Annotated in this window: 16 protein-coding genes; 8 read left to right on the plus strand and 8 right to left on the minus strand. The window is 61.8% G+C overall.

The genetic code is table 11. From position 1 onward, the window contains the following. Positions 1–59: 59 nt before the first annotated feature. Genes yajC through secF form a run of 3 tightly spaced genes read left to right on the plus strand, consistent with a single transcriptional unit; the run spans position 60 to position 3,215 of the window. Positions 60–386: a preprotein translocase subunit YajC gene (gene yajC / locus K8B33_RS10285; RefSeq protein ID WP_223427104.1), complete on the plus strand. Its 327-nt coding sequence runs from the start codon at positions 60–62 to the stop codon at positions 384–386. A gap of 16 nt (positions 387–402) precedes the next feature. Further along, entirely contained in the window at positions 403–2,283 is a 1,881-nt protein-coding gene (secD, locus tag K8B33_RS10290) for a protein translocase subunit SecD (RefSeq protein WP_223426140.1), read from the plus strand. Positions 2,284–2,285: 2 nt separating this feature from the next. Beyond that, the gene (gene secF, locus K8B33_RS10295) at positions 2,286–3,215 is read left to right on the plus strand and encodes a protein translocase subunit SecF (protein ID WP_223426142.1); all 930 of its coding nucleotides are present in this window, start codon (positions 2,286–2,288) and stop codon (positions 3,213–3,215) included. Positions 3,216–3,219: 4 nt separating this feature from the next. Here secF and K8B33_RS10300 read toward each other — a convergent pair whose 3' ends face one another. From K8B33_RS10300 to K8B33_RS10325, 6 genes are read right to left on the minus strand one after another with little or no spacing between them, the layout of a single operon-like run. Beyond that, positions 3,220–4,416 (minus strand): pyridoxal phosphate-dependent aminotransferase, encoded by a 1,197-nt coding sequence (locus K8B33_RS10300; protein ID WP_223426144.1) that lies wholly within the window; start codon positions 4,414–4,416, stop codon positions 3,220–3,222. Beyond that, the gene (locus K8B33_RS10305; RefSeq protein ID WP_223426146.1) at positions 4,413–5,852 is read right to left on the minus strand and encodes an amidase; all 1,440 of its coding nucleotides are present in this window, start codon (positions 5,850–5,852) and stop codon (positions 4,413–4,415) included. The genes K8B33_RS10300 and K8B33_RS10305 overlap by 4 nt, the downstream gene beginning before the upstream one ends. 43 nt (positions 5,853–5,895) lie before the next feature. Beyond that, a complete protein-coding gene (locus tag K8B33_RS10310; RefSeq protein WP_223426148.1) occupies positions 5,896–6,840 on the minus strand; it encodes a D-2-hydroxyacid dehydrogenase in 945 nt (314 codons plus the stop codon). Between the two features lie 3 nt (positions 6,841–6,843). Next, positions 6,844–8,097: an aspartate aminotransferase family protein gene (locus tag K8B33_RS10315; RefSeq protein ID WP_223426150.1), complete on the minus strand. Its 1,254-nt coding sequence runs from the start codon at positions 8,095–8,097 to the stop codon at positions 6,844–6,846. Between the two features lie 24 nt (positions 8,098–8,121). Beyond that, a complete protein-coding gene (locus K8B33_RS10320; RefSeq protein ID WP_223426152.1) occupies positions 8,122–9,318 on the minus strand; it encodes an isocitrate/isopropylmalate dehydrogenase family protein in 1,197 nt (398 codons plus the stop codon). Beyond that, the gene (locus K8B33_RS10325; protein ID WP_223426155.1) at positions 9,318–10,790 is read right to left on the minus strand and encodes an NAD-dependent succinate-semialdehyde dehydrogenase; all 1,473 of its coding nucleotides are present in this window, start codon (positions 10,788–10,790) and stop codon (positions 9,318–9,320) included. The genes K8B33_RS10320 and K8B33_RS10325 overlap by 1 nt, the downstream gene beginning before the upstream one ends. A gap of 348 nt (positions 10,791–11,138) precedes the next feature. Here K8B33_RS10325 and K8B33_RS10330 point away from each other — a divergent pair, with 348 nt between their 5' ends. Then, entirely contained in the window at positions 11,139–11,672 is a 534-nt protein-coding gene (locus K8B33_RS10330; RefSeq protein WP_223426157.1) for a hypothetical protein, read from the plus strand. 19 nt (positions 11,673–11,691) lie between these two features. Here the strand turns inward: K8B33_RS10330 and K8B33_RS10335 are convergent, their stop codons facing one another. Next, positions 11,692–12,417 (minus strand): class I SAM-dependent methyltransferase, encoded by a 726-nt coding sequence (locus K8B33_RS10335; protein WP_223426158.1) that lies wholly within the window; start codon positions 12,415–12,417, stop codon positions 11,692–11,694. Beyond that, positions 12,401–13,219: an inositol monophosphatase family protein gene (locus K8B33_RS10340; RefSeq protein ID WP_223426159.1), complete on the minus strand. Its 819-nt coding sequence runs from the start codon at positions 13,217–13,219 to the stop codon at positions 12,401–12,403. The genes K8B33_RS10335 and K8B33_RS10340 overlap by 17 nt, the downstream gene beginning before the upstream one ends. 158 nt (positions 13,220–13,377) lie before the next feature. Here K8B33_RS10340 and trmJ point away from each other — a divergent pair, with 158 nt between their 5' ends. The 4 genes from trmJ (at position 13,378) to K8B33_RS10360 (ending at position 16,832) form a co-directional block, all read left to right on the plus strand. After that, entirely contained in the window at positions 13,378–14,190 is an 813-nt protein-coding gene (gene trmJ, locus K8B33_RS10345; RefSeq protein WP_223426160.1) for a tRNA (cytosine(32)/uridine(32)-2'-O)-methyltransferase TrmJ, read from the plus strand. A 10-nt stretch (positions 14,191–14,200) separates the two neighbouring features. Continuing rightward, a complete protein-coding gene (gene cysE / locus K8B33_RS10350; RefSeq protein ID WP_223426161.1) occupies positions 14,201–15,049 on the plus strand; it encodes a serine O-acetyltransferase in 849 nt (282 codons plus the stop codon). Between the two features lie 88 nt (positions 15,050–15,137). Next, entirely contained in the window at positions 15,138–15,620 is a 483-nt protein-coding gene (gene iscR, locus K8B33_RS10355) for a Fe-S cluster assembly transcriptional regulator IscR (RefSeq protein WP_223426163.1), read from the plus strand. Between the two features lie 39 nt (positions 15,621–15,659). After that, the gene (locus K8B33_RS10360; RefSeq protein WP_223426164.1) at positions 15,660–16,832 is read left to right on the plus strand and encodes an IscS subfamily cysteine desulfurase; all 1,173 of its coding nucleotides are present in this window, start codon (positions 15,660–15,662) and stop codon (positions 16,830–16,832) included. Positions 16,833–16,861 lie beyond the last annotated feature (29 nt).

Genomic DNA, 16,861 nt, shown 5'->3' on the forward strand with positions numbered 1-16,861 from the left:
CCTCGACCGGCCGTGATGGCGTCCGCGCTACCAGCCTGACTACCCGTATCCTGCTGGCCATGGCGGGCCTCTCGCTGGCTTCTCCGGCGTTGGCCGAGGGCGGCGGCGGTGGCGGCGGCTTCGAGCTGATCTTCATCGTTGTCATGATGGTGGTGTTCTATTTCTTCCTGATCCGTCCGCAGACCAAGCGTGCCAAAGAGCACCGTGAACTGGTCTCTGCCCTGGCCAAAGGGGACGAAGTCGTCACCAGCGGCGGCATTCTGGGCAAGGTCAACAAGGTCTCTGACGACTATGTCGTGATGGAGATTGCGCCGAACCTGGAAATCAAGGTTCAGAAACATGCCGTCCAGGCGACCCTGCCGAAAGGCACTATCAAGTCAGTCTGATCTGCCGGAGAGTCTCATGACCCGCTACCCGCGCTGGAAGTTTTTCCTGCTGGTGGCTGTGCTGGCCGTTTGCGGCCTGTATGCCATGCCCAACCTGTACCCGGATGCGCCGGCCATTCAGATTACCAGCGCCCAGGCCGGGGGTGAGGTCGATGAGCGGGCCATGTCGCGGCTGCGCAGCGCCCTGGATGACGCCGGTATCGTCTACAGCGACGCGGAACGCGTGGGGACATCCTGGCTGCTGCCGCTCAGCGACAGCGAAGCCCAGCAGCGCGCTCGCGAGCTGGCCCAGCGTACGCTGGGGCGTGACTATGTTGTCGCCCAGAATCTGGCGCCGACCACACCGGACTGGCTGCGTCGCATCAATGCCAGCCCCATGAATCTGGGGCTGGATTTGCGTGGTGGCGTGCACTTCCTGCTGCAAGTGGATATGGACACGGCCATCGAGCAGCGTCTGGAGTCCTGGGTCAGTGAAATGCGCCTGTTGCTGCGGGATGAGAATATTCGTTACCGCGACGTCACCCATGAAGGCCAGACCATCACGGCGCGCTTTGATAGCAGTGCCGATCTGGATGCTGCCAACTCCCGGGTGCGTGACCAGTTCCGCGGGTTCAACATCAGCCGTGACAACGACAATAACGCGCTGGTGCTGAATCTCAGCAATGAGGAAATTGCCAAGATCCAGGACTACGCGGTGGACCAGAACCGCACCGCCCTGAATAACCGGGTCAATGAGCTCGGTGTGGCCGAGCCGGTCGTGCAGCGCCAGGGGGCTGACCGCATCGTGGTGCAGCTGCCCGGCGTGCAGGACGCCAGCCAGGCCCGTCGTATTCTGGGGCGTACTGCGACGCTGGAATTCAGACTGGTCGCTGATGACGTTGATCCGCGTCGTGCAGCCTCGGGTATCGCGCCGCCAGGCACGGAGATCTACCCCTTCAAACGGGACGACAGAAACCCTGTCATTCTGCGTCGCCAGAACATCGTCACCGGTGACCAGGTCACCAACGCCACCATGGGCTTTGATGAGAACGGGCAGCCCGAGGTCAACATTTCTCTCAACTCGGCCGGTGCGCGCAACATGCAGCGGGTAACGTCGCGCAACATCAACAAGCCGATGGGCGTGCTGTTTATCGAGACGCGCACGGATATCGAGCACATCACCAATGAAGACGGTGAGCGCGAGCAGCGGGCCACAACGACGCGCGAGGCCTACGTCATCAACGTGGCCAACATTCGCGATACGCTGGGCAGCCGTTTCCGTATCACTGGCCTGGACAGCCCGGCAGAAGCGGGCGAACTCGCTCTGCTGCTGCGTGCCGGTGGGCTGGCGGCGCCAATCTATATTGCGGAAGAGCGCTCCGTGGGGCCGAGCCTGGGGGCCGACAACATCAAGGCTGGCCTGAACTCGATGATGCTGGGCCTGGCACTGGTACTGGTCTTCATGGTGCTGCGCTACAAGGTCTTTGGCGTGATCGCCAACATCGCGCTGGTCGGTAACCTGGTTATTCTGGTGGGTGTCATGTCGATGATCCCTGGCGCCACCCTGACCCTGCCCGGTATTGCCGGTATCGTGTTGACGGTGGGTATGGCAGTGGATGCCAACGTGCTGATCTTCGAGCGTATCCGTCAGGAAATGAAGTGGAACAACCTGCCGCCGCTTCAGGCTATCGAAGCCGGTTATGGTCGCGCCTTCCAGACTATTCTGGATGCCAACATCACCACCCTGATTGTTGCCGTGATCCTGTTTGCCGCCGGCACAGGTTCGGTGCAAGGCTTTGCTGTGACACTGTTCATTGGCATCGTCAGCTCCATGTTCACCGCCATCGTCGGGACGCGCGCCATGGTTGACCTTATTTATGGTGGCCGGCAACGCGCCCCAACAGCATTGAGTATCTAGTTATGGCCATTGCGACTCCTGAAACCAACGTCAACTTCATGCGCGTGGCAAAGCCGCTCGGCATTCTCTCCATCGTTCTGGTGCTGGCGTCGATTTTCCTGCTGGCCACCAAGGGGCTGAATTTCGGTCTGGATTTCACTGGCGGTACGGTGGTGGAAGTCGGTGCGCCGGAGGATATCTCCCTGTCGGTTGTGCGTGAGGCGCTCAGTGAAGGCGGTTACGATGCGGCGGTGGTGCAGCACTTTGGTTCGTCCCGGGATGTGATGGTAAGAATTCCGCCGGGTGAATCGGATGAGCCGGACCAGGCAGGTCTGGAGGTGTTCGAGCTGATCGGTGGTGTGGTGCCGGATCTGGATCTGCGCCGGGTGGAATTCGTTGGCCCGCAGGTGGGTGACGAGCTGCGTGACCAGTCCGGGCTTGCCATGCTCATGGCCATGGGGCTGATGCTGCTGTACGTGTGGTTCCGTTTTACCAACAAGTTTGGCGTTGCTACGGTTGCCGCGCTGTTGCACGACGTCATTGTGGTGCTGGGTCTGTTCGCATTGTTCCAGTGGTCCTTCGACCTTACCGTGCTGGCTGCGGTACTGGCGCTGATCGGTTACTCGCTGAATGACTCCATTGTGGTTGCTGACCACATACGCGATGACTTCCGCAATTCCCGCATGACGGACCCCACGGATATCATCAATCAGGCGCTCAACCGCACCCTGAGCCGTACCGTGATCACTTCCTTGACGACCTTGCTGGTGCTTGTCGCCCTGTACCTCTTTGGTGGCGAAATCATGCGTGGCTTTTCCATGGCCTTGATGGCGGGTGTCGTGGTCGGGACCTATTCCTCGATCTATGTGGCCAGCAATGTGCTGATGCTGATGAATGTGCACAAGGAAGATTTCCTGGTGCCGCAGCAGGAAGAACTGGACGAGATGCCCTGATCGGTCAGAAGTCCTGCTTTTTCATCCAGGGGATAATGCGCTCGAAGGCCCGCTCGATATTCTCCAGTGACGTGGAGTAGCTGATCCGCAGGGCGTTGCTGCAACTATCGCCGAATGTGTTCCCGGCGATAGTGCAGACGCGGGTCTCCTTGAGCATCCGCAATGCCACGTTATCACCGTCGATGCCTTCCGGCAGCGACGGGAACAGATAGAACGCACCCTCCGGTGTATAACCGGTCAGATGGGGTGTCTCGTTCACCAGCTCCACCAGCCGATCCCGGCGCCGTGTATATTCGACCAGCATGCCATCGACGAAATCCCGCGGGCCTTTCAATGCGGCCACGCCGGCCCATTGGCAGGGCGTGTTGGCCACCGTGGTCGTGAACATGTGATAGCGGCGCAGCTTGCGAATGGCGCCCTGGCTCGCAATCATCCAGCCGATGCGCATACCGGCCATGCTGAAGGTCTTGGAGAAACTCGAGACCACCATGACATGGTCGAGATCGCTGCAGCAGGACAACACGCTGGGATATTCCCGCCCGTCATACACCAGATGGTCATAGACTTCGTCGCTGATGACGTAAACGCCGCGATAGGCGGCTTCCTTGACGATGGCCTCCACCGTTTCGCGAGGATAAATCGTGCCTGTGGGATTGCTGGGCGAGTTCAGCACAATCGCATAGGTATTCATGTCGATGGCGTCGATGACTTCCTGCGGGTCCAGCTGGTGATTGTTCTCCGCTCGCGTGGGAATGCTTTTGACGATGCCGCCGTTCATGCGAATCAATGGCGCGTAAAGCATGAAGGAAGGATCGGGCACGATAAATTCCCGACCTGGTGCTGAGGTCGCTGTCAGCGCCAGATAGATGGCCTCCGTGGCGCCGGTGGTGATGAGAATATTTTCCGGCGACAGCGGGCGCTGGTAGCGTTGGCTGTAATAATCCGACAGCGCCTCCAGCAGCTCGGGCAAACCGGCGTCCATGGTATAGCCGGTTTGACCAGCCTGAAGGGCGTCCACGGCGGCATCTACCACATGCCGTGGGGCTGACATGTCCGGCTGACCAATGGACAGATGGATCACGTCATCAAGATCTGCTGCCAGGTTCACCATGCGACGAATGCCCGGCACCGGAATCGTCAGTAGCGCCGGATTCCATATCGGGTCTTCGGATTCATAGAAGTCGAGATCGGCCTTGCTCATGCGGCACCTCCTGCATTGACGTCAGCGCTGGCATCCAGAAATAACGGTGGTCGTTGCAAGGTATCCGGGCGCGCCTGCTGCCAGGCCTGGCCGGCGCGTAACACCAGCGCATCGTCGAAGCGTCGCCCGACGATCTGCAAGCCGATGGGCAAGCCGCCACTCAGCCCGCAGGGCACGGACAAGGCTGGCTGGCCGGTGAGATTGAAGGGATAGGTGAAGGGCGTCCAGGTCGGCCAGCGGGTGCTGGGCCAGTCTTTGGGCACTTCACGATTGGTATCGAATGCCGTGATGGGCAAGGTGGGTGTCAGCAGCAGGTCATAGCGTGTGTGGAACACGGCCATGCGTTCACTCAGCGCCATGCGCTCGTTCACCGCACCCAGATAATCCAGCATGGAAAGCTGCCCGGCTTTTTCCGCAACGCTGACCAGATTCGGGTCCATCAATGCGCGCTTGCGCGGACCAAGATCGCGCATGGCATTGGCTGCGCCGCCGTAAAACAGATGGCCGAACGCCGACAGCGGATCGCTGAAGCTCGGGTCTACCTCGACCACCGTGGCACCCAGTGTTTCAAATACGCTGGCGGCGTCGCGCAGTGCTTTTTCAATGTCGGGATGCACATCCACGTAACCCAGTGATGGACTGAAAGCAATGCGCAGGCCGGCGACACCGTCGTGCAACTGCGCCAGATAGTCGATGTCACGGCGAGGTGCCGCCTGGCTGTCGCGGGGATCGTACTCTGTCAGCACGTTCATCATCAGCGCGCAATCTTCCACCGTCCAGGTCATGGGCCCGGCATGCGCCAGACTACCGAACGGGCTTGCCGGCCAGTGCGGGACTTCACCACAGGTGGGCTTGAGGCCCGTGATGCCGCAGAAGGCAGCGGGGATACGAATAGAGCCGCCGGCATCGGTGCCCAGTGCCAGCGGGCCCATGCCCAATGCTACGGCTGCCGCGCTGCCGCCACTGGAGCCGCCGGCGGTAAGTGTCGGGTCCCAGGGGTTGTTGGTGTGACCGCAGAGCAAGCTGTCGGTGACGCCTTTCCAGCCGAACTCGGGTGTGGTGGTCTTGCCCAGTGGCACGTAGCCATTACGTTCCAGCGCCGCAACACAGGGCGAGCGCTTGCCCAGTGTGCTTTCCGGATCTATGACACGTGAGCCCTTGACCGTCGGCCACATCGGTGTGAGGAAGACGTCCTTCACCGCCACCGGCACACCGTCGACCTTGCCGTTGGCAGTGCCGTCGCGGTAGCGCTTTTCCGCGGCGCTGGCGTATTCCAGTGTGGTGTCCGGATCCACCAGGCACCAGGCGTTGGTATGGTGATCCAGCCGCTCGATCTGTTGCAGCATGGCCCGGGTGACTTCCACCGGCGACAGTGCGCCGCTGCGGAAGTATTCCAGCATGGTGGTTGCGGTCATACTCAGCAGATCGTTTTTCATTGCCACATCTCCAGATGTCGGATATCGGAATGCGAAACCCGGATCAGATATCTACCTGATTGAACAAATCCTCATTGCGCTGCCAGCGTGCCAGGTTCGACAGGAACTGTTCCGCCAGCGCGCGGCGCCAGCCATGAAAGTCACCGGCCATATGGGCGGAGATCATGACCTTGGGGTGTTGCCACAGCGGATGATCTTTCGGCAGTGGCTCCTGTTCGAATACATCCAGTGCCGCGCCAGCGAGCGGCCCGTTGTCGAGTGCGTCAAGCAAGGCGTCACTGCGCACAATCGGACCGCGGCCGACATTGATCAGCACAGCGCCGGTCTTGCAGCGCGCCAGCATGCCGGCATCAAACAGTCCCTGTGTGTCCGCCGTCAGCGGTGCCGTGATGACGATGTAATCGGCGCCGGGCAGTAAGGTCGGCAGCTGCTCGCTGGCACAGACCTTGTCGAACGCCGGGTCCTCCCTGGCGCTGCGTGCCGTGCCGGTGACCTGCATGCCCACCGCGCGTAGCATATGGGCGACTTCGCGGCCGATGCTGCCGGCGCCAACGACCAGCGCGCGGGCATCACGAATCAGCGCAGTTTCCCGGTGCTGCCATTGGCGTGCCCGTTGCAGGCGCAGGTTCTCCAGCGTGTCTTTTGCAAATAACAGCACTGCGCCGAGTACGTACTCCGCAATACCGCGATCAAACACGCCGCGGGCATTGGTAATGATGATGTCGCTACTCTTCAGTGGCGGAATCATCAGTGCATCAACGCCCGCGCTGGTGGCATGCACCCAGCGCACCGGGCTGTTTTCAGGCCAGCAGTCTTCCAGCATGCCGGTGCGAAAATCCGTGACCACCAGGATGTCTGCGCGCTGGAGCGCGTCACGCAGTGCTGTGGCATCACGCACATGCAACAGCGTCGCGGTATCGCCAACCTCCAGGCCTGGCAGCATGTCTTCGTCTTCTGCGGTGAGTACGGCAATCACCGGTTTTGCCATGGGTCAGGCTCCTGTTGCGGTCAGTGCACGTTCGAATGCCTGCACTGCGTCGTCGATTTCGTTGTCGGTGACGGTCAGCGCCGGCAACCAGCGTACAACCTGGCCGTGGATGCCGCAGCGCAACAACAGCAGGCCCTCTGCTTCCGCCGCCTTGAGCAACGCGCCGGCATGCTCGCCGTTGGGGGCTTTCTGTTGATCTACAATTTCCATGCCAAGCATCAGGCCCATGCCGCGAATGTCATCAATGCACTGGTGGCGCTGTTGCAGTGCGGCGAGCTGTTCACGCATGTATTGACCGCGCTGGTGCGCGTTGTCCACCAGATTTTCCTGGTCAATCACATCCAGCGTCGCCAGGGCGGCGGCGCAAGACACCGCATTGGCACCATAGGTGCCCCCCTGAGAGCCTGGCAGGCCTTTGCTCATCAGTGCGCTGCTGGCGGCCAGGCCGGAGAGCGGGAAGCCACTGGCGAGCCCCTTGGCGGTGAGCAGCATGTCCGGTTCCACACCGTAGTGGTTGTGGCTCCAGAATTTGCCGGTGCGGCCATAGCCCGCCTGAATTTCATCGGCGATAAGCAGAATGCCGTAACGTTCGCAGCGCTCACGCAGGCCCTGCATGAATGCCGCCGTGGCGGGGTAGTATCCGTACTCGCCCTGCACCGGTTCGATGATCATGGCGGCGGTATCCGTGGGCGCAGACTGGGTCATGAGCAGGTGATCAAGCTCACGCAGACAGAACGCCACGGTCTCTTCTTCGCTCCAGCCGTACCGGTAGGTGTGCGGAAACGGGCTGAAGCAGACGCCGGCCATCAGGGGATGAAAGCCGGTACGTACCTTGGTGGTGGACGTGGTGAGTGCGGCCGCCGCATTGGTGCGGCCATGGAAGCCACCGGTGAAGGCGATGATGTTGGCGCGCCCCGTGGCATGACGAGCCAGACGGATGGAAGCCTCTACTGCTTCGCTGCCTGAATTGAACAGGGCGATGGCGTCCAGCGCTGAGGGCAGTTTCTCGTAGAGCCGATCAGTGAGGTCCAACAGCGCTGGATGTCGCACTGTCGTATATTGACCATGCACCAGCTTGCCGGCTTGCTCACGTACCGCCTCGACAACGGTGGGGTGGCAATGTCCGGTGGCGGTGACGCCAATGCCTGAGGTGAAATCGAGCCAGCTGTTGCCCTGACTGTCATAAAGGTAGCTGCCGCGACCGTGGTCCGCGCAGATGTCGCTGGACTGTTTCAGCAGTGGTGACAGATGACTCATGGTGACCTCCGTAATGAATGTGTGTCAGTCCCTCGCGGATCGCGGTGAAGAAAGGCGCTGAATAATGTCCCGGGTGATCTGTTGTGTGCCGCGCGGCGATGTGCTGTTGGCGGCCAGATCGGCGCAAAGTGCGTCACGCAGCATCGTGGCGGCCGTGCTGGCCGCCGCATCTTCTTCGCCCATCCAGTCCAGCATCAGTGCGGTGCTGAACAGCATGGCACGGGGATCGGCCAGATCCTGGCCCGCAATATCCGGTGCACTGCCGTGGGTCGGCTCGAACAGCGGTGGCACGCTGCGGTCCTGCGGATTGATGTTGGTGGACGGCGCAACGCCCATGCCGCCGCTGAGCACCGCCGCGAGATCCGTCAGAATATCGCCATGCAGGTTGCTGGCGACCACGACATCGAAACGCCACGGGCATTGCACAAACTTCATGCAGGCCGCGTCCACCAACTCATGATGCGTGCCGATATCGGGATAGTCGCTGGCGACCTGCGCAAACACATCGGTATACAGCTCGCCCCAGTAGCGCTGGGCGTTGCGTTTGGTGATCAGGCATACCTGCGCAGTGGCGGTGTCGCCCGCCGCATTGGTGTAATGGCGTGGAGCGTTGGCGGCCGCGCGGCTTTGCTGCCGTTGCCGCGCGCGCTCGAAGGCGTGTCGTATGACGCGCTCCGTAGCGTGGTATGAAAACACTTCCAGTTGCGTGGCGATTTCCTGCGTGCTGCCCTGTCGCAGGCGACCACCCTGATTGACGTACTCGCCTTCGCTGTTCTCGCGGATCACCAGCATGTCCACATCGGCGGCACGCGGATCAGCGAGGTAGCGCGTGGCGCCGGGATAGCAAATGGCGGGCCTTTCGCAGGCCCACAGATCAAACCCCTTGCGCAGCGCCAGTAGCGGCGACAGCGAAATGCCATCCGGTAGCTGGTAGCGCTGCTTGTCGCGGCTCGGACCCGGATCACCCAGTGCACCCAGCAGCAGTGTGTCGAATTCCCGCAACTGCGTCAGTGCATCGTCCGGCATCATTGCGCCGTGGGCCTGATGCCAGGCAGTGCTGGGCCAGGGCAGCCGCTGCCATGCAAGTGGCAGAGACGAACGTTCGCGCAATACCGTGAGCACGGCCTCTGCCGCATCACTGACCTCCACGCCGATGCCGTCACCGGGCAGCAAGGCAATGCGCCAGGTGTTGCGCGCTGTGCCAGTGCTGACGACGGCCATCAGCCGCCTCCCATGCACAGGTATTTGGCTTCCATGAATTCATTCAGACCGTACTTGGAGCCCTCGCGGCCCAGGCCGGATTCCTTGACGCCGCCGAAGGGTGCGGCCGCGTTGGAAATCATGCCTTCGTTGATGCCGACCATGCCGGCTTCCAGCGCTTCGCCCACGCGCCAGCAGCGATGAATGTCGCGGCTGTAAAAATAAGCGGCGAGCCCGAAGGGGGTATTGTTGGCTTCACGAACGGCTTCATCTTCCGTACTGAAACGCATGATCGCGGCCAGCGGGCCGAAGGTTTCTTCCTGGCACAGCTGCATGTCCGGCGTTACGCCGGTGATCAGTGTCGGCGTCACGAACGCACCGCCGTCCGGGTGCCGTTCGCCGCCGCTGATGCAGGTGGCGCCACGCTGTAATGCATCCTCGATGTGCGCATGCACCTTGTCCGCGGCGGCAGGATTGATCAACGCCGATTGATTGATGCCCTCTGCAAAACCGTCGCCCACTTTCAACGTGCCCATGGCAACGCGCAGCTTTTCCACAAAGGCATCGTGCACACTGTCCTGCACCAGAAAGCGGTTGACGCACACACAGGTCTGGCCGGTGTTGCGGAACTTGGAACCCATGGCACCTTCCACGGCCTTGTCCAGATCCGCATCGTCAAAGACGATGAAAGGCGCGTTGCCGCCCAGTTCCAGGGACACTTTCTGGATATGTTGTGCGGCATTGGCCATCAATGTGCGGCCGACTTCGGTGGAGCCGGTGAAGCTGATCTTGCGCACGATCGGGCTGGCCGTCAGGGTGTCGGCGATGGCCGTGGCGCTGCCGGTGATCACATTGAGCACACCGTCGGGCACACCAGCCCGTTTCGCTAGTTCGGCCATGGCCAGGGCAGAGTAGGGCGTGGCAGAGGCCGGCTTGACCACCATGGTGCAACCGGCGGCCAGTGCTGCGCCGGCCTTGCGAGTGATCATGGAGGCCGGGAAATTCCACGGTGTAATGGCGGCGCTGACGCCCACCGGCTGTTTGATGACGAGAATGCGCTGCCCGGCCTTCGGCGCGGGAATCGTATCACCGTAGGCGCGCCGTGCTTCCTCGGCGAACCACAACAGGAAAGAGGCCGCATAGGCAATCTCGCCCTTGGCCTCGGCCAGCGGCTTGCCCTGCTCCAGCGTCATGATGTGACCCAGATCATCCTGGTGTGCCATCAATGCTTCGTACCAGCGATACAGTACCGCTGCGCGTTCGGCCGCTGTCTTGCTGCGCCAGTCGGGCAAGGCCTCATTGGCCGCAGCAATGGCCTTCTCGGTTTCGGCTGCACCCATTCGGGGCACGCTGCCGATCTGTTGCCCGGTGGCGGGATTGTCCACGGCCAGGGTGGCGCCGCTGTCTGCATCGCACCAATGGCCTGCAATAAAGCACTGCTGGCGGAACAGGTCGCGGTCGCTGAGTTGGCTGAGGAACGTCTCGGATGTCATCGTCTGTCTCCGTTGTGCGGGTTCGACCTCCCTTCAACCTAGCAGAGAAAAAGTGCCGTACACAAACAAACGGACGTTTAAGTTGGTCTGCGGCAGCATGATGCTTTGAACTGGAAAGACCTTCGTCTGTTGTCAGCGTTGCTGTCAGTGCACCCCGGTGCACCCATCAGCGCACCGATCAGTATGCCAGGATCACGCAGGGGAACTTTCCGGGCGCTGGAGTGTTTGGGCCACGAAGTATGTTTCTCTTCGGGAATGCCTGCGGAGATCCGGGTCGGCTGAACTGCGGGGCTTGCGCGTTACAGGTATGCTGTGCGCACTATGTCTACACTTTCGGGAGAGTGAATCATGCAGAAATGTAATGCGGTGACAGGACTGGTTACGGTGCTTCTTCTGCTCGGGTGTGGCGACGACACACGTAACGACACAGGTAATGACATGCATAACGGCGTTCTGGGAGAAGGCTGGCTGCTGGAGAAAGAGAGTCATGCGGCCCGTTTCGAGCAGCTGGAGTCCTATTTGGGCGGGTTTTCCTCAGCCATGTGGGAGACAGGCCATCGTTATGACGTTGTCCATGCTGCCATTGCTGAGGGGAATCATGCGCTGGCGGATTATCATTGGCAGAAAATTCGTTCCGCTATTCGTAACGGCTACACCAAGCGCCCGGCTCGTCAGGCAAACGCCGATGCACTTTTTCTCGAAGGGCCCTGGAACGCGCTTGCCAACGCATTGAAAGAAGCAAAGGAGAATGAAGGTGCGAATGGTGCAGCAGTGCGCGAGGCGTTTATGGACGCGCGCAGCGCATGTATGGCTTGCCATGTGGCAGAAGATGTCCCTTTCATGAATGATCAGGCGCTGTTTCGTGACTCAGACGGCTTTTGACAGAGGGCTTGTGATTCAATCAACTGCCGGAGGTCTGAAGGTGTTTCCGCAGCAGGGTGATATTGGTATCCGGCAGCATCAATGCGTAGCCATACCGGTCTGCCAGCCACTGGAAGGTGGCGGGCTTGTAGAAGCACACATGGGTCGGGTCGCGGCGATAATGCCAATGGATGAAATTGGCATCGTTCATCAGCCAGCTGGTCATGATGGCCAGAATGCCACCGGGGCGCAGCAGTGAATCAAGCAGGGCGAACGCGTCACCGGGCGCATGGAAGTGCTCAACGACTTCGGTGCAGGTAATGAAGTCATAGTGCTGTGCCAGCGCCTGCGGGTCGGGTGCATAGACCGGATCATAGTCCTGCATGCTGAAGCCTTTTTCCCGCAGCATGCTGGACAGGGTGGGGCCAGGCCCGCAGCCGAAATCCAGACCGCTGGCGCCGTCGGGAAAATGCTCGCGCAAGCTCGCCATCAACGGGCCGGTCAGGCGGCTCAGAAACTGCCGGTAACCGTCGTCCGCCGGATCGTTACGGTGCAGATCGTACTGGGCTTTTTCTTCTGCCTTGCTCGGCAGTGCGGTGGGGTCGAGAAAGGTCAGGCGGCAACCGGGGCAGCGGAAATAGTCGCGGGGTTGACCGCAAAGCTCCGCGCTGGCGAGCAGCGTCGGAGCCGGATGTCCGCATAACGGGCAGGCAGGGCTGCCCGCAGCGGTGACAGGATGACGCGGTGGCTCAGCGTTTGAGGGCATCGGTCAGGTGGGGCTGAAGCTTCTGCAGCAGTGCCTTGAAGATCTTCGGGTTGCCACCGACGATATTGCCACTGCGCAGATGCTGGTGGCCGCCGGTGAGGTCGCCCACCAGGCCGCCCGCTTCGGTAATCAGCAGGCAGCCTGCCGCCATATCCCATTCCTGCAGGCCGATTTCCCAGAAGCCGTCCATGCGTCCGGCAGCCACCCAGGCCAGATCCAGGGCGGCGGAACCGGCCCGGCGCACCCCGGCAGTCTCGGCCATGATGTCCTGCAACATGCCCATGTAGGCCTCGACATGCTGGGCCTGGTTCTTGCGGAACGGGAAGCCGGTGCCGATCAGGGCGCCATCCAGTGTCGGGCGCGGTGCCACACGCAGGCGGCGGCCGTTGAGGGCCGCGCCACGGCCACGGCTGGCGGTAAATTCTTCTTCGCGTACCGGATCAAAGATGACGCCATGCTCGATCTTGCCGTCGCAGGCAAGTGCGATGGATACCGCAAATTGCGGAAAACCGTGCAGGAAGTTGGTAGTGCCGTCCAGTGGATCAATGATCCACTGCCAGCGGGCGTCGTCGCCCTTGCCCTTGATTTCCCCGGACTCTTCCGCGAGGACGCCATAGGTGGGATAGGCCTTTTGCAGCACATCAATGATGCGCGCTTCGGCGGCACGGTCGACTTCGCTGACATAGTCATTGAGGCCTTTCTTCTCCACCTTGAGATGCTGCACATCGTCAGCGGCGCGGCGGATCAGCTGGCCGGCCTGACGGGCGGCGCGCAGGGCGATATTCACTTGCGGGGCGAGCATAGGCGTTGGGCATCTTTTAAAGAACGTGGGAGAGGCGCAGTGTACCAGAAGCTGCCCGGATTGGCAGTGCCCGGCAGCGCCTGTGCGGGTCACAGCGCGCCGGCATCTGATAGACTTGCGGTTTTCCCGATCCCTCTGCCGAATTGAGTAACGCGCACATGCTTGAGACCTTCCGCATTGTCATGGTGGAAACCTCCCATCCGGGCAATATCGGCGCCGCTGCCCGGGCCATGAAAACCATGGGCCTGGCGGACTTGCGTCTGGTGCAGCCACAGCAGTTTCCCAATGTGGAAGCGACCGCCCGGGCCAGCGGCTCAGCGGATATCCTGGCGAATGCCCGGGTCTGTGCAGACCTGGACGAGGCCTTGGCGGGTGCGACCCTGGTGATTGGCACCAGTGCGCGCCAGCGCCGCATTCCCTGGCCGTGCCTGTCGCCCCGGCAGCTGGGTGAACTGGTGGCAGCGCGCGCGGATGCCGGTGAACAGGTAGCCATCATGTTCGGCCGCGAGGACCGGGGGCTGACCAACGAGGAGCTGCAGCGTTGCCATTACCATGTGGCGATCCCGGCAAACCCGGACTATGGTGTGCTCAATGTGGCGTCGGCTGTGCAGCTGATTGCCTATGAACTACGCCTGGCGCTGGTGGGGGACCCGGACGCCGATCTGCCACCGCGCCGTGCGCGCAGCCACCAGCTGGACCTGCCGCCGATGGAGTGGGATGCGCCGCCGGCGGATAACGCCGAGATGGAGCACTTTCTCCGTCATATGGAACGGCTGATCATTGAAAGCGGTTTCCTGGACCCCGATAACCCGGCTCAGGTGATGACACGATTGCGGCGACTGTTCATGCGCGCCCGCCCCGACAAGATGGAGATCAGCACCCTGCGCGGTGTGCTGGTGAGCCTGGAAAAGATGAGCCAGGCAAAAAAGTCCGGGCGCGCACCGAATGACCCGCGCAGCGAGAAGGGCTGAAGGAGCCTGTATGTTCAACGGTATTCGCGAAGACATTCGCTCGGTATTCGACCGTGACCCGGCGGCCCGCAACAGCCTGGAAGTGCTGCTGACGTACCCCGGCCTGCACGCACTGCTGTTCCATCGACTGGCGCACTGGTGCTGGCAGCATGGCATGAAACTGCTGGCGCGCCTGATTTCCACCTTCAGCCGCTGGGCCACCGGTATCGAGATTCATCCGGGCGCACGCATCGGCCGCCGTTTCTTCATCGACCACGGCATGGGCGTGGTGATCGGCGAGACCGCCGAGGTGGGGGATGATGTCACGCTCTATCACAGCGTCACACTGGGCGGTACCAGCTGGAACAAGGGGAAACGCCACCCGACCCTGGAAGACGGTGTGGTGGTGGGTGCCGGCGCCAAGGTGCTGGGCCCGATCCTGGTGGGCAAGGGGGCGCGTATCGGCTCCAATTCTGTGGTCACCAAGGAAGTGCCCGCAGGGGCAACCGTTGTGGGTATTCCGGGCCGGATTGTTGCCAAGGCCACATCGCCTGCGGAGAAGCAGCGCGAAGAGATGGCGAAGAAGATCGGGTTTGAGGCCTATGGCGTCACCAACGACATGCCGGACCCGGTGGCCCAGGCGATCCGCAGCCTGCTGGATCACATGCATGCCGTGGACACCAAGATCGACCGCATGTGCGGCGCCTTGCGGGAACAGGGTATCCGTGGCTGCGACGAGAAGCTGCCGGAGCTGAACGACGCCGATTTCGATGCCGTTGACGGGGCAGATGCCGGGCCGGACATGGCCCACGAGCCCGCCGCCGAACCGGTGGCCAGCAAGGCCCGTGCCGCGTCGCCGGATGGCAAGCCGCAGCCCTGAGCGTGAAACTTGAGCCCTGAGCGTAATACTTGACCAAAATACTCGGGATTAGTAACCTCCTTGGGTCAATGATGTCTGAGGTGCGGTGATGCGACTCACTACCAAGGGCCGTTATGCGGTCACGGCCATGCTGGATCTGGCACTACACGCCAGAAGCGGCCCGGTGTCGCTGGCCGATATATCCGAGCGGCAGGGCATTTCCATTTCCTACCTGGAGCAGCTGTTTGCCAAGTTGCGCCGGCGCGAACTGGTGTCCAGCGTGCGCGGTCCCGGCGGTGGTTATCAGTTGAGCGCAGAGAGCGCCTCCATCAGTGTTGCCAGTGTCATCGACGCCGTTGACGAGTCTGTGGATGCCACCCGCTGCGCCGGGCTGGGGGACTGCCAGGACGGCGAGACCTGCCTGACGCACTACCTCTGGTGCGACCTGTCTGACCAATTGCACAACTTCCTCGACGGCATCTCCCTGGGGGATCTGGTGGACCGCGCTGACGTGCGTCAGGTGGCCGAGCGCCAGAAACGCCGACAGCGCCAGCAGGACCAGGAACGCGTACCGCTCAGTATTATTAATTAAAGAGCTATCAATTGAAGCGCCATTAACTGAAACGCCCTCATGAAGCCTGTTTATCTGGATTACGCTGCCACCACCCCGGTGGACCCCGCCGTCATTGACGTCATGATCGGCTGCCTGGGCCAGGATGGCCTGTTTGCCAATCCCGCTTCCCGTTCCCACCTGTATGGCTGGCAAGCTGAAGACGCCGTCGAGACAGCGCGCCGCCAGGTGGCCGACCTGATACACGCCGACCCCCGCGAAATCGTCTGGACCAGTGGCGCCACCGAAGCCAATAACCTGGCATTGAAAGGCGCGGCGCAGGCCCGCAGCAAGCTGGGGCGGCATATCATCTCGGTGGCCACAGAGCACAAGGCGGTGCTGGATACCCTGGCCTGGCTGGCGCGTCAGGGCTTCGAGGTCACACTGCTCACGCCATCGGCGGACGGGCGGCTCGATCCCGCCGCCCTGCGAGACGCCCTGCGTGAGGACACCACTCTGGTGTCATGCATGCATGCCAACAATGAAACCGGTGTCATTCATGACATCGCGGCACTGGGCCAGGTCTGCCGGGAGGCGAGTGCCGGGCGGGCCCGTGGCGAAGGGATTCTGGTGCATGTGGACGCCGCCCAGACCCTGGGCAAGTTGCCGATAGATCTGACTGAACTGCCCGTTGATCTGATGTCGTTTTCGGCTCACAAACTGTATGGGCCCAAGGGCGTGGGCGCGCTCTACGTACGCCGCGCACCGGGTGTGGTGCTCGAGGCGCAGATACACGGCGGCGGCCACGAGCGCGGCATGCGCTCCGGCACACTGGCCACACACCAGCTGGCGGGATTTGGCGCCGCCTGCGCAGTGGCCGGCGAGAGGATGGACAGCGACAACGCCCGGATTCGCGCTTTACGCGATCAACTTTGGGCAGGCTTGCAGGCGCTGGGCGGCGTACACCTGAACGGCCACCCCGAGGCGCGGCTGCCCGGCCACCTGAACGTGGCCTTCGAGGGCCTGGACGGCGAGCTGTTGTTGACCGCACTGCCGGACATCGCCGTCTCCACCGGCTCGGCGTGCACGTCAGCCTCCCTTGAGCCCTCCTACGTGCTGCGTGCCATGGGCGTCAGCGATGCCCTGGCCCACGCGTCACTGCGCTTTTCTGTCGGGCGCTATACCACCGCTGAAGAGATTGATCAGGCGATGTCTCATATTGCGGACGCCTTGATGCGGTTGCGGGCTCGGTGACGCTGGCACGATAAATCTCCGGACTTGAG

This window comes from Alcanivorax limicola (assembly GCF_019931215.1).
Lineage (GTDB): Bacteria > Pseudomonadota > Gammaproteobacteria > Pseudomonadales > Alcanivoracaceae > Isoalcanivorax > Isoalcanivorax limicola.

Coding starts and splice junctions, on each gene's coding strand:
- yajC (WP_223427104.1), top strand. CDS start 60: ATGGCGGGCCTCTCGCTGGCTTCTCCGGCGTTGGCCGAGGGCGGCGGC.
- secD (WP_223426140.1), top strand. CDS start 403: ATGACCCGCTACCCGCGCTGGAAGTTTTTCCTGCTGGTGGCTGTGCTG.
- secF (WP_223426142.1), top strand. CDS start 2,286: ATGGCCATTGCGACTCCTGAAACCAACGTCAACTTCATGCGCGTGGCA.
- K8B33_RS10300 (WP_223426144.1), bottom strand. CDS start 4,416: ATGAGCAAGGCCGATCTCGACTTCTATGAATCCGAAGACCCGATATGG.
- K8B33_RS10305 (WP_223426146.1), bottom strand. CDS start 5,852: ATGAAAAACGATCTGCTGAGTATGACCGCAACCACCATGCTGGAATAC.
- K8B33_RS10310 (WP_223426148.1), bottom strand. CDS start 6,840: ATGGCAAAACCGGTGATTGCCGTACTCACCGCAGAAGACGAAGACATG.
- K8B33_RS10315 (WP_223426150.1), bottom strand. CDS start 8,097: ATGAGTCATCTGTCACCACTGCTGAAACAGTCCAGCGACATCTGCGCG.
- K8B33_RS10320 (WP_223426152.1), bottom strand. CDS start 9,318: ATGGCCGTCGTCAGCACTGGCACAGCGCGCAACACCTGGCGCATTGCC.
- K8B33_RS10325 (WP_223426155.1), bottom strand. CDS start 10,790: ATGACATCCGAGACGTTCCTCAGCCAACTCAGCGACCGCGACCTGTTC.
- K8B33_RS10330 (WP_223426157.1), top strand. CDS start 11,139: ATGCAGAAATGTAATGCGGTGACAGGACTGGTTACGGTGCTTCTTCTG.
- K8B33_RS10335 (WP_223426158.1), bottom strand. CDS start 12,417: ATGCCCTCAAACGCTGAGCCACCGCGTCATCCTGTCACCGCTGCGGGC.
- K8B33_RS10340 (WP_223426159.1), bottom strand. CDS start 13,219: ATGCTCGCCCCGCAAGTGAATATCGCCCTGCGCGCCGCCCGTCAGGCC.
- trmJ (WP_223426160.1), top strand. CDS start 13,378: ATGCTTGAGACCTTCCGCATTGTCATGGTGGAAACCTCCCATCCGGGC.
- cysE (WP_223426161.1), top strand. CDS start 14,201: ATGTTCAACGGTATTCGCGAAGACATTCGCTCGGTATTCGACCGTGAC.
- iscR (WP_223426163.1), top strand. CDS start 15,138: ATGCGACTCACTACCAAGGGCCGTTATGCGGTCACGGCCATGCTGGAT.
- K8B33_RS10360 (WP_223426164.1), top strand. CDS start 15,660: ATGAAGCCTGTTTATCTGGATTACGCTGCCACCACCCCGGTGGACCCC.